At 41.4% G+C, this 11694-nt stretch carries 12 protein-coding genes; all 12 read left to right on the top strand.

From position 1 onward, the window contains the following. Positions 1-386: 386 nt before the first annotated feature. The 12 genes from LX80_RS08665 to crtD all read left to right on the top strand — a co-directional run bounded on the left by LX80_RS08665 (position 387) and on the right by crtD (position 11693). On the top strand, positions 387-599 hold the full coding sequence (locus tag LX80_RS08665) for a hypothetical protein (protein ID WP_111295319.1): 213 nt from the start codon (positions 387-389) through the stop codon (positions 597-599). A gap of 108 nt (positions 600-707) precedes the next feature. Beyond that, a complete protein-coding gene (gmd, locus tag LX80_RS08660; protein ID WP_111295317.1) occupies positions 708-1817 on the top strand; it encodes a GDP-mannose 4,6-dehydratase in 1110 nt (369 codons plus the stop codon). Positions 1818-1896: 79 nt separating this feature from the next. Continuing rightward, complete coding sequence (locus LX80_RS08655) at positions 1897-2841, top strand: GDP-L-fucose synthase family protein (protein WP_111295315.1); 945 nt, start codon at positions 1897-1899, stop codon at positions 2839-2841. Between the two features lie 36 nt (positions 2842-2877). Next, entirely contained in the window at positions 2878-3951 is a 1074-nt protein-coding gene (gene rfbB, locus LX80_RS08650) for a dTDP-glucose 4,6-dehydratase (protein WP_111295313.1), read from the top strand. Positions 3952-3954: 3 nt separating this feature from the next. Next, positions 3955-4521: a dTDP-4-dehydrorhamnose 3,5-epimerase gene (rfbC, locus tag LX80_RS08645; RefSeq protein WP_111295311.1), complete on the top strand. Its 567-nt coding sequence runs from the start codon at positions 3955-3957 to the stop codon at positions 4519-4521. A 20-nt stretch (positions 4522-4541) separates the two neighbouring features. Then, a complete protein-coding gene (rfbA, locus tag LX80_RS08640; protein WP_111295309.1) occupies positions 4542-5411 on the top strand; it encodes a glucose-1-phosphate thymidylyltransferase RfbA in 870 nt (289 codons plus the stop codon). A gap of 73 nt (positions 5412-5484) precedes the next feature. Then, positions 5485-6375 carry a MerR family transcriptional regulator gene (locus LX80_RS08635; RefSeq protein WP_111295307.1) on the top strand — a complete coding sequence of 297 codons (891 nt, stop codon included), beginning with the start codon at positions 5485-5487 and terminating at the stop codon, positions 6373-6375. Between the two features lie 321 nt (positions 6376-6696). Beyond that, positions 6697-7197, top strand: a complete 501-nt coding sequence (locus tag LX80_RS08630) for an RNA polymerase sigma factor (RefSeq protein ID WP_111295305.1) — start codon at positions 6697-6699, stop codon at positions 7195-7197. Between the two features lie 23 nt (positions 7198-7220). Then, positions 7221-8696, top strand: a complete 1476-nt coding sequence (locus LX80_RS08625) for a phytoene desaturase family protein (protein ID WP_111295303.1) — start codon at positions 7221-7223, stop codon at positions 8694-8696. Positions 8697-8734: 38 nt separating this feature from the next. After that, entirely contained in the window at positions 8735-9571 is an 837-nt protein-coding gene (locus LX80_RS08620; protein WP_111295301.1) for a phytoene/squalene synthase family protein, read from the top strand. Between the two features lie 82 nt (positions 9572-9653). Continuing rightward, entirely contained in the window at positions 9654-10184 is a 531-nt protein-coding gene (idi, locus tag LX80_RS08615) for an isopentenyl-diphosphate Delta-isomerase (protein ID WP_111295299.1), read from the top strand. A 9-nt stretch (positions 10185-10193) separates the two neighbouring features. Continuing rightward, positions 10194-11693 (top strand): 1-hydroxycarotenoid 3,4-desaturase CrtD, encoded by a 1500-nt coding sequence (crtD, locus tag LX80_RS08610; RefSeq protein ID WP_111295297.1) that lies wholly within the window; start codon positions 10194-10196, stop codon positions 11691-11693. The last annotated feature ends 1 nt before the right edge of the window (position 11694 follow it).

The following is an 11694-nucleotide window of genomic DNA, read 5'->3' as shown; positions in this document are numbered from 1 at the left end:
TAGGGATATGTTTTCGATACGGCATTTTAGGCAAGCGGATGGAGCCTTGATTTTTTTGTCACTTTTTGTATCAAGACAAAAAGTGAAGAGCAAAACATTAGTAGTAAGTACACAATTGTTTCTGCAAACGAATCTTCAATCATAATACCATAAAACCAGCTGCCAATCGCTATAACGTACATGGCATTGTGTAAGGTAGAGGTGGTTGGCGGGGACACCAACCACTAAGTAAGAACCACCCCTTCATCACACAAAAACAAACCCTGCGCAGCCCAACTGTCCCCTGTCCAACCCACGCTATCCTTTACACCAATTCTATACCGTTATCTGTCTGCGCTTATACCCTCATTCCAACATAACACTTTCCCACTTTCAACCCAGCCCTATTGCTTAATAAAAAATATCCGGTTAAAGCATCCTATACCTTCTATCCCATTTCCATTCAATTCATTGTTACTTCTTTTTCAAAAAAAAATTTGGAATCGCCTGTTTCGGTATCGTATATTCGTGTTGTAGCCAAACGATATTTCCCCATCCTTTTTGCTGTTCAATCATCCGGTCTGCAAGGCTTGCAGGTAAAAGCTATAAATATTCATTAAAAGCATCAGGTGAGCTTCTGCAAAGCGGATAAAAACCCCTTATTTTTGCGCAGCAGTAAAGGGAGTAGCGGTATTTTGTTCAATCTTTTTATTTGAAGCCCATTTATTATGAAAAAAGCAATTATTACGGGTATTACCGGTCAGGATGGCGCATATCTGGCCGAGTTGTTACTAAAAAAAGGATATGAAGTGCATGGCATTAAACGGCGTAGTTCGTTGTTTAATACCGGCAGAATTGATCGTTTTTATGAAGATCCGCATGTGCCGCACCGACACATGATTTTGCATTATGGCGATTTAACCGATAGCACCAATTTAATTCGCATTATACAGGAAGTGCAGCCCGATGAAATTTATAACCTGGCAGCCATGAGTCATGTGCACGTAAGTTTTGAAACACCCGAATATACGGCCAATGCCGATGGATTGGGTACTTTGCGCATATTGGAAGCTGTTCGTTTATTGGGATTAACGCAAAAAACCAGGATTTATCAGGCTTCTACATCAGAATTATATGGTTTGGTGCAGGCGGTACCGCAAAGTGAAACCACACCGTTTTATCCGCGTTCGCCTTATGCCGTAGCCAAATTGTATGCATATTGGATTACCGTGAATTACCGTGAGGCTTACAATATGTTTGCTTGCAATGGTATTTTATTCAACCATGAATCGCCTTTGCGCGGTGAAACGTTTGTAACCCGAAAAATTACCAGGGCCGTAGCCAAAATTGCCCTGGGTTTACAAGATACTTTGTATTTAGGGAATTTAGATGCCCGCCGCGACTGGGGACATGCGAAAGATTATGTAGAAGGCATGTGGCGGATATTGCAGCAAGAAAAGCCGGAAGATTTTGTATTGGCTACCGGTGTTACCACCCCCATACGCGATTTTGTGCAAATGGCCTTTGCTGAAATAGGCGTACGGGTAGGTTTTAGAGGAACAGGCGAGGCAGAGGAAGGGTATGTGATAGAAAACAATGGCGGCTATCATGTACCGGAAGGTAAAGTGGTGGTAAAAGTAGATGCCCGTTATTACCGCCCAACGGAGGTGGATTTGCTAATAGGCGATGCCACAAAAGCCAAAGAAAAATTAGGATGGACACCTACTTATACGTTGGGAGAAATGGTAACCGAAATGGTAGCGGCCGATTTGGAATTGTTTAAACGCGAACAATTGTTGAAAGAACAGGGCTTTAGGGTGAATAATGAATATGAATAGCATGCTTAGTCTTCGTATTAAAACGAAGCGGTAAGCAACAGATGATACAATGTTTAGTAACGTTTTTTAAATAGCCAATATGCAGCAGAATGCTAAAATTTATGTAGCCGGTCACAAAGGAATGGTAGGCAGTGCTTTGGTAAGAGCCTTGATAGCCGCCGGATACAGCAATATCATTGCACGCACTTCGAAGGAGTTGGATTTGCGCAATCAGCAGGCCGTAATGCAGTTCTTTGAAAAAGAACAACCGGAATACGTATTCCTGGCTGCAGCCAAAGTGGGTGGTATTGTGGCCAATAATACTTATCGGGCGCAGTTTGTATATGAGAACCTGATGATTGAAGCCAATATTATCCATGCTGCTTATACTTACGGAGTAAAAAAGTTGTTGTTTTTGGGTTCCTCTTGTATTTATCCTAAAATGGCTCCACAGCCTTTGAAGGAAGAATACCTGTTATCGGGGTATTTAGAGCATACCAATCAACCTTATGCCATTGCGAAAATTGCCGGTATTGAAATGTGCGATGCCTATCGGGCACAATATGGTTGCAACTTTATTTCGGCCATGCCCACTAATTTATACGGACCGAATGATAACTACGATTTAAATACCTCGCATGTATTGCCCGCATTGCTACGCAAATTCATTACGGCTACCCGTGAGGGACAAGCGGAAGTGCAATTATGGGGAACGGGCCGGCCGAAACGGGAGTTTATGCATGTGGATGATTTGGCCGATGCCTGTTTGTTCTTAATGCAACACTACAATGAACCGGGTTTGGTGAATATTGGCTGGGGAAAAGATATCAGCATTGCAGAGTTGGCACATTTAATTCAACACATTACCGGTTTTAAAGGACATATTCAATTTGATACTTCAAAACCCGATGGCACGCCCAGAAAACTGATGGATGTAACTAAATTAAATAACTTAGGTTGGCATGCCCGTATTTCGCTGGAACAGGGCTTGCGCATGGTATATGAAGAAGTAAAAAACGAACCCTGGAATAATGCGGTGGGATAAAAAAGAAAAAAACCACATTTTAATTATACAATCAACATGTTTACGAAAAATATTATCATTACCGGAGGCGCAGGTTTTATTGGCTCGCATGTTGTACGTTTATTCGTTAATAAATATCCCGAATATCGGATAGTAAACGTAGATGCATTGACGTATGCCGGCAATCTTGCCAATTTAAAAGATGTAGAACAGGCGCCCAATTATGTGTTTGAAAAGGCCAATATATTGGATACCGATGCCATGGAGCGAATTTTTAATACATGGCAAATTACCGATATCATACACCTGGCTGCGGAGTCGCATGTAGATCGTTCCATCCTGTCGCCTATGGATTTTGTGTACACCAATGTGGCAGGAACCGTGAATTTGTTGAATGTGGCCAAGCAGCACTGGTTAAAGGATGGGGAGGCCGACCGGCATTTGTTTTACCATGTGTCCACCGATGAGGTATTTGGGGCGTTGGGAGAAACCGGTTTCTTTTCCGAAACCACACCTTATCATCCTAATTCACCTTATTCGGCCAGTAAAGCAGCGTCAGACCATTTTGTAAGAGCTTATGCGGAAACCTATGGATTAAATACCATTATTTCCAATTGCTCTAACAATTATGGGCCGTATCATTTTCCCGAAAAATTAATTCCGTTGTTTATTCACAATATCATTCAACGCAAACCCCTGCCCGTTTATGGCGATGGTTTATATACCCGCGATTGGCTGTTTGTAAAAGACCACGCACTGGCCATTGATTTATTGTTTCATAAAGGCAAACGGAATGATACCTATACCATTGGTGGTTTTAATGAATGGAAAAATATTGATTTGGTGAAATTGCTGTGCCGCTTAATGGATGCCAAACTGCATAGAACACCCGGTGAAAGTGAACAACTCATTACGTTTATCAAAGACAGGCCCGGGCACGACAGGCGTTATGCCATTGATGCTTCTAAAATCAATAAGGAATTAGGATGGAAGCCCACCGTAACCTTTGAACAGGGATTGGATGAAACAATTGATTGGTATTTGAATAACCGGGAATGGTTAGAACAGGTTACCAGCGGGGCTTATCAACAATATTACGAAACCATGTACACCCGTAGAAATCAACTGTAAATTATGAAAGTAACGGAAACGCCTTTGCGTGATTGTTTTTTAATAGAGGATACGGTATATGCAGATGAACGCGGCTATTTTTTTGAAAGCTTTAATCAGCAAACTTTTTACAAGCATACCGGCCTTAATATCGGCTTTGTACAGGATAATCAGTCCGCTTCGGTTAAAGGTGTGCTGCGCGGATTGCATTTTCAAAAAGGCAATGCTGCCCAGGCCAAATTAGTAAGGGTGTTACAGGGTGCGGTATTAGATGTGGTGATAGATATGCGTCCCCATTCGCCCAGCTTCGGACAGCAATATGCCGTGGAATTAACGGAGCAGAATCATTTACAATTGTTTGTCCCCCGAGGGTTTGCCCATGGATTTTTGGTGTTGAGTGACAAAGCTGTATTCTTTTACAAATGCGACAATTATTATAATAAGGCAGCCGAAGGAGGCATCGTGTACAACGACCCAACCTTAAACATTCCATGGCCGATAGCCGAAGCACAGTTAATTGTATCGGAAAAAGATAAAACTTTGCCTTTTTGGAATACGGCTTGTCAAGATGCCGGATTTGAAGCTTTATAAATTACCTAAATACCTTTGTTATGAAAGGAATAATATTAGCCGGAGGAAGTGGCACCCGTTTGTATCCCATTACCAAGGGGATAAGTAAACAGTTAATGCCGGTATATGATAAACCCATGATTTATTATCCGCTATCGGTATTAATGCTGGCAGGCATTCGTGAAATATTAATCATTACTACGCCCGAAGACAGTGCCCAGTTTCAACGGCTGTTGGGTGATGGCAGCGAAATTGGTTGTCGTTTTGAATATGCCGTGCAGGCAGTGCCCAATGGTTTGGCGCAGGCCTTTGTAATTGGTGCGGATTTTATTGGGAAAGACAAGGTAGCCTTGATTTTGGGCGATAATATATTTTATGGTGCCGGCTTTAGTAAATTAATACAATCTTTTAATAATGTGGAGGGGGCTGCCGTGTTTGCGTATGAGGTGCAAGACCCCGAACGCTATGGCGTAGTAAGTTTTGATGCCAATCATAAAGCGATTTCCATAGAAGAGAAACCGCAGCATCCTAAATCCAATTATGCGGTACCCGGCCTGTATTTTTATGACAATAACGTGGTACAAATAGCCAAAAACATTGCCCCTTCTGCCCGTGGCGAATATGAAATTACCGATGTGAACAGGGTGTATTTAGAAAAAGGGCAGTTACAGGTAGGCATTATGAACCGGGGCACTGCCTGGTTAGATACCGGAACATTTGATTCTTATAGCGATGCCTGTGAATTTGTACGCGTAATTGAAAAGCGCCAAAGCAAAAAAATAGGTTGTATTGAAGAAGTAGCTTATCGAATGGGTTATATCAATGCCGCCCAACTCAAACAATTGGCTGCCCAATACGCCAAAAGTGGGTATGGACACTATCTGTTGCAATTGGTAAAATCGGCTTCTTAAGCCGGTTTCTTTTTTGTGGAAGATTTTTATTTGAAATAATAAACAATTTTTTAGCCACCTTGTTGTTCAATGTATGAATGCTTTTACCATTAAAGATTTAGAGAATCTGTCGGGAATAAAAGCCCATACCATCCGAATTTGGGAACAGCGCTACAACTTTTTAAAGCCGCAGCGTACCGAAACCAATATTCGTTTATACAGCAACGAGGAGTTACGGAAATTGCTGAACATTGCCTTGCTGAACAAGTACGGTTTTAAAATTTCGCACATTGACCGTATGAATGCCGATGAAATTAACGATAAAATTCTTTCATTGGCCAGTGTGGAAGCGCAGCAGGAACGCATTGTTAACGAGTTGATTGGGCACATGGTGTACCTGAATTTGGAAGCTTTTGAGGCCGTGCTCGACAATTATATTCTTGCCAAAGGCATAGAAAAATCCATTACCCAAATCATTTTCACGTTCCTGGAAAGGATTGGTATTTTGTGGTTAACCAACCACATTAATCCGGCACAGGAACATTTGGTCACCAACATTATTCGGCAAAAACTGATTGTGGGTATTGAAAGTACCCATAGCCATTTGCCTTTAAACAAAACGGCTTTGTTGTTTTTACCTGAAGGGGAATACCATGAACTGGGTTTGCTGTTCATGTATTATTTGTTGAAGAGCAGGGGTGTAAAGATTTACTACTTGGGTGCCAATATTCCGTTTAAGGATATGGCCTACGTTGTGCATTTAAAACATCCGGATTTTTTGTACACGCATTTAACATCTGTAACCAATCATTTTAACCTGGAAAAAATGTTACTGCAATTAAACAATGAAATGCCGGATGTGCCAGTACTTATTTCCGGACAACTGGTGCAGCAGTACAAGAAAAAAGTACCGAAAAATATCTATTTCAAAAAGTCGCTCAATGAGGTAATGGAATACATTGCTTCTATTGGGAAAGCCTCGTAAATCCTATATACTAAGCAACGCCAAGCCATTGCCGTTGCAATGGCTTTTTTTATGCAAGGAATTGCAACAGCGGAAAACTTAACTTCCGTAATGGAATTGTGAAGTGCCGTTCTTCATACTTAACAATTTCTTTACAGCGACAACATGCTGCAATTCATACCTTACATAAAGCATAACACATTCATTTTCTGATGAATAGGAAAGTCTATCAAATTGGTCATCTTTTTGTTTAATTTTTTAATAAAAATATTCAACAAAATATTTGGTCGTTCGGTAATTATTTGTTTAACTTTACAGTATCACAATTTAAACAATCAGGCTATGTCAACCATTGAATTTAACGAGATGCTGGTGAGTAATGCCGAGTTTTTGAAGCCCTTTGCCATTACTTTAACCAAAGACAATGAGCAGGCGAAAGACCTGTTTCAGGAAACCTTATACAGGGCCATAGCAAATCAGGATAAGTACCATGTTGGCACCAACATAAAGGCCTGGTTGTACACCATCATGCGCAATATTTTCATCAATAATTACAGACGTAAAGCCAAACAACAAACCATATTCGATAGTACGCCTAACGACTTTTTATTGAATATTAAACAGGCCGCTGTTTCCAATGATGCGATTGCGAAATTAAACATGAAGGAAGTGCAGGCAGCCATACATGAATTGCCGGAAATTTTCCGCAATCCCTTTATGTTATACTACGATGGATTTAAGTACCATGAGATAGCCGATATTTTGCAGGAACCCTTGGGTACCATTAAAAGCAGAATACATTTTGCCCGCAAAATATTAAAAGAACAAATTACCCGATATTAATCTCTCCATATTACTTTAGGTTCATGAAGCAACAAGCAATTATTATAGGGGCAGGCTTTGCCGGTATGTCCGCAGCCAGTTTTATGGCCCAAGCCGGATGGGACGTGACCGTATTGGAAAAGCACGCCACACCGGGTGGAAGGGCCAGGCAAATGCATAAAAACGGATTTGTATTCGACATGGGTCCCAGTTGGTATTGGATGCCCGATGTATTTGAACGGTATTTTGCACAATTTGGAAAGAAGGTAAGCGATTACTACAACTTACAAAGGCTCGATCCCTCGTACCGTGTGGTTTGGGCCGATGGGGCTACCGATATTCCGGCGAATTACCAACGCTTACAACAATGGTTGGAAAGTTTGGAACCCGGCAGTGCAGCACACTTGGATGTGTTTTTGGAAGAAGCTGCTTATAAATACAAGGTAGGCATACAAAAATTGGTGCATAAGCCCGGTCGCTCATTGACCGAATTTTTGGATAAAGATTTAATTACCGGTGTGTTTAAGTTGGATGTATTTACCAATATGCAACAACATATTGCCCGTTTTTTTAAACATCCCAAAATACAGCAATTATTGGCCTTTCCGGTGCTGTTTTTAGGGGCATTGCCCGAGAAAACCCCTGCTTTATACAGTCTCATGAATTATGCCGATGTAGTGGGCGGCACCTGGTATCCGCAACAAGGAGGCATGTTTAGAATTGTGGAAGCCATGTACAGCCTGGCAAAAGAGTTGGGGGTTCATTTTCAACTGAATGAGGAGGTAACGGGTTTGGATATACAGGCCGGAAAAATTGCCGGTGTAACAACAAATAAAGCCAACTATACCGCCAATGTGGTGATAGCCGGCGCCGATTATCACCATGTGGAAACAAAGCTGTTGCCCAAGGAGTATCGTTCGTATTCTGATGCTTATTGGGAAAAACGCACCATGGCACCCAGTGCCTTGTTGTACTATGTAGGGTTGAATAAAAAGATTAAAGGCATTACCCACCATACGTTGTTTTTCGACACGGATTTTTCGGTGCATGGCCAAGAAATTTACACTACCAAACAATGGCCGAGCAATCCTTTGTTTTATGTGTGTGCCCCTTCTGTTACTGATACGACCGTTGCACCGGAAGGATGCGAAAATTTATTTATATTAATTCCGGTAGCCACCGGTTTGGAAGGCGATACGGAAGCATTACGCGAAAGATATTTTCAACAAGTAATGCAACGCATGGAACAACATTTTGGTGAACCGCTTTTATCATCGGTTTTGTTTAAGGAAACTTTCGCACAAAGCGATTTTATTGAACAATACCATGCTTTTAAAGGAAATGCGTATGGTTTAGCGAACACTTTACGCCAAACTGCTGTTTTAAAACCGGCCTGTTACAGTAAAAAGGTAGCTAATCTGTTTTATACGGGGCAACTAACGGTGCCCGGTCCGGGTGTACCACCCGCATTGATTAGCGGTGAAGTGGTGGTCAAAGAAGTATTAAAAAAATTAGGTTAGTATTCGTAAAAAAATTATATTAACAAAAATTTTTACTTATGATGCAACTGTTTCATTCGGTGAGTCAACAATGCAGCCGCATTACAACGGAACAATACAGCACATCGTTTTCCAGTGCCATACACTTGTTGCATAAGGATTTGCGTGCACCCATTTACAACATATATGGCTTTGTGCGCTTTGCCGATGAAATAGTGGATACTTTTCATGCTTATGATAAGCCTGCCTTATTGGCTGAATTTAAGCAACAAACTTATGAAGCCATTGAGCGGCGCATAAGCTTAAATCCAATTCTGAATAGTTTTCAGTTAACCGTGCATCAGTATCATATTGAAATGCATTTAATTGACGCCTTTTTGCATAGTATGGAAATGGATTTAACGCGTCGTTGTTATGACAATGCCGGTTATGAAGAATACATTTATGGCAGTGCTGAAGTAGTGGGTTTAATGTGTTTACATGTATTTTGTGATGGCAATAAAGCCTTGTGCGAACAATTGAAACCCGCAGCACGTAAGCTGGGAGCTGCTTTTCAGAAAGTGAATTTTTTACGCGATGTAAAAGCAGATTATGAAGGATTGGATAGGATGTATTTTCCGGGATGTGATTTCCGCAATTTTACCGCAGCACAAAAAGCCGCTATTGAAGCCGACATACAAGCCGATTTTGATGCCGCTTATGCAGGCATTCTACAACTGCCCATGAAAGCCCGTTTTGGAGTTTATGTGGCTTATAAATATTATTTGTCGTTGTTTAAAAAGATAAAGAAAACCGCCCCGCATCGCATTTTGCAACAACGCATTCGGATTCCCGATTATGGTAAAATGTTTATATTAGCCAAAGCAGGCGTAAGAAGCCAGTTAAATTTATTATAATTATTGAATAACGGTAGGGCTTTTGTGCAGTAGGAATTATATTGTGCATCACAACCACTTTTTCTCACATTAAGTACAGGTAATGGAACAAGTAATATTGGTGAATACAAACGACGAGCCGCAGGGATTAATGGAAAAAATGGAAGCGCATCGCAAGGGCCTTTTACACAGGGCATTCAGTGTATTCATCTTTAATAGCAGGGGCGAGTTGTTGTTGCAAAAAAGGGCTTCCAATAAATACCATAGTGCCGGCTTATGGACCAATACTTGTTGCAGCCATCCGCGGGAACAGGAAACCGTGATAGCCGCCGCCGAACGCCGATTGCAGGAGGAAATGGGGTTTACAACACCCTTGCATAAAATATTCGATTTTATTTATCAGGCACCTTTGGAAAATGGCTTAACCGAACATGAGTTTGACCATGTGTTGGTGGGATATTATAATGATAGCATTCATCCCTGTCACCAGGAAGTGGCAGCTTATCGTTTTGTAGCCATGGATATTCTTCAGGAAGAATTACAACAACAACCCGAACAGTTTACGGTATGGTTTCAAATTGCCTTTGCCAAAGTGTACAATTGGTGGCAAAAGCAACCTGCATTTATTCATTAAAACTGTAACATGCAGCAACAGTCATCCGTTATAATTATAGGGGCAGGTGTGGCCGGATTGGCATCGGCTATTCGTTTGGCTGCTGCGGGGTATTCCGTGCAGGTGTTTGAGCAAAATAGTTATCCCGGCGGTAAACTCAGTTATTTTGAAATAAACGGCTATTGCTTTGATGCAGGGCCCAGCTTATTTACGCAACCCGCCAACATTGAAGCATTGTTTGCAGAAGCCAATGAGCCGATACAAGATTATTTTGAATACCGGCAAGTACCCATAGCCTGTCAATATTTTTACGAAGATGGTACTCGTTTTACGGCCTATACCCAACATGATCAATTGGCCCAAGCGGCAGAAAGTCAGTTAGGGGAATCGGGCAGTAACCTGTTGCGGTATTTAAATGATTCAAAGCAATTGTACAACAAGGTGGGTACGTTGTTTTTGAATCATTCATTGCATAAACCCGGTGTATTATTTCAAAAAAAAATTATACCCGCACTGGCTACCATACGGTATAAGCATTTGTTTAAAAGTTTGAACGCTTTAAACCGCAGCTATTTTCAACAGGAAAAAACAGTGCATTTGTTTAATCGTTATGCTACCTATAACGGCAGCAATCCTTATCAGGCACCCGGTATGCTCAGTGTCATCCCGCATTTGGAATTGAATGAAGGGACTTTTTATCCCAAAGGAGGCATGATAGCTATTACCAATGCCTTATACCAATTGGCGCTTAAAAAAGGCGTACAGTTTCATTTTAATGCGCCGGTAGAAAAAATTATAACGGACAAGGGTAGGGTAAAAGGTATTTACAGCAAGGGGGTGCCGTATGCATCAAACGTGGTAGTGAGTAATGTAGATGCTTATTTTACGTATCAACGCTTGTTGAATGATGCCAAAACAGCACAAAAAATAAATCGGCAGGAGCGCAGCAGCAGTGCCCTGATTTTTTATTGGGGCATAAAGGAAAGTTTTCCGGAGTTAGACCTGCACAATATTTTTTTCAGCAGCAATTATGCGGCAGAGTTTGAGGCTATTTTTAAAAAGAAAACATTGTACGCTGACCCTACTGTGTACATTAACATTACGGCAAAGTGTGAACCCGGAATACAAGCGCCACCAGGAAAAGAAAACTGGTTTGTGATGATCAATGTGCCATCGGTTACGGAAGTAGATATGGCTGCCATGCAACAACAGGCTAAGGCAGCTATCTTAGCCAAGTTAAATCGCCTGTTGAAGCGCGACATTGCTTCTTTAATAGAGGTAGAAGCGGTATTAGACCCCTTGAAAATTGAGTTGAATACCGGTTCATATAAAGGAGCTTTGTATGGCACCAGCAGCAACAGCAAATGGGCGGCTTTTTTAAGGCATCCCAACTTTAGCAGCAAGATAAAAGGTTTGTATTTTGTGGGTGGAAGTGTGCATCCGGGCGGAGGGATACCCTTATGTTTGCGCAGTGCCAAAATTATGAGTGGCCTGGCTATTCCTTATTTAAAAAAAATGAACCCACATTAAG

The sequence above is a fragment of the Hydrotalea sandarakina genome (assembly GCF_003254115.1).
GTDB classification, from domain to species: Bacteria; Bacteroidota; Bacteroidia; order Chitinophagales; family Chitinophagaceae; genus Hydrotalea; species Hydrotalea sandarakina.
The sequence above is the reverse complement of the archived record's forward strand: the minus strand, read 5'-3'. Positions and strand labels throughout refer to the sequence as shown.

Coding starts and splice junctions, on each gene's coding strand:
- rfbB (WP_111295313.1), top strand. CDS start 2,878: ATGTTTACGAAAAATATTATCATTACCGGAGGCGCAGGTTTTATTGGC.
- LX80_RS08635 (WP_111295307.1), top strand. CDS start 5,485: ATGAATGCTTTTACCATTAAAGATTTAGAGAATCTGTCGGGAATAAAA.
- rfbC (WP_111295311.1), top strand. CDS start 3,955: ATGAAAGTAACGGAAACGCCTTTGCGTGATTGTTTTTTAATAGAGGAT.
- gmd (WP_111295317.1), top strand. CDS start 708: ATGAAAAAAGCAATTATTACGGGTATTACCGGTCAGGATGGCGCATAT.
- LX80_RS08655 (WP_111295315.1), top strand. CDS start 1,897: ATGCAGCAGAATGCTAAAATTTATGTAGCCGGTCACAAAGGAATGGTA.
- LX80_RS08630 (WP_111295305.1), top strand. CDS start 6,697: ATGTCAACCATTGAATTTAACGAGATGCTGGTGAGTAATGCCGAGTTT.
- LX80_RS08625 (WP_111295303.1), top strand. CDS start 7,221: ATGAAGCAACAAGCAATTATTATAGGGGCAGGCTTTGCCGGTATGTCC.
- idi (WP_111295299.1), top strand. CDS start 9,654: ATGGAACAAGTAATATTGGTGAATACAAACGACGAGCCGCAGGGATTA.
- crtD (WP_111295297.1), top strand. CDS start 10,194: ATGCAGCAACAGTCATCCGTTATAATTATAGGGGCAGGTGTGGCCGGA.
- LX80_RS08620 (WP_111295301.1), top strand. CDS start 8,735: ATGATGCAACTGTTTCATTCGGTGAGTCAACAATGCAGCCGCATTACA.
- rfbA (WP_111295309.1), top strand. CDS start 4,542: ATGAAAGGAATAATATTAGCCGGAGGAAGTGGCACCCGTTTGTATCCC.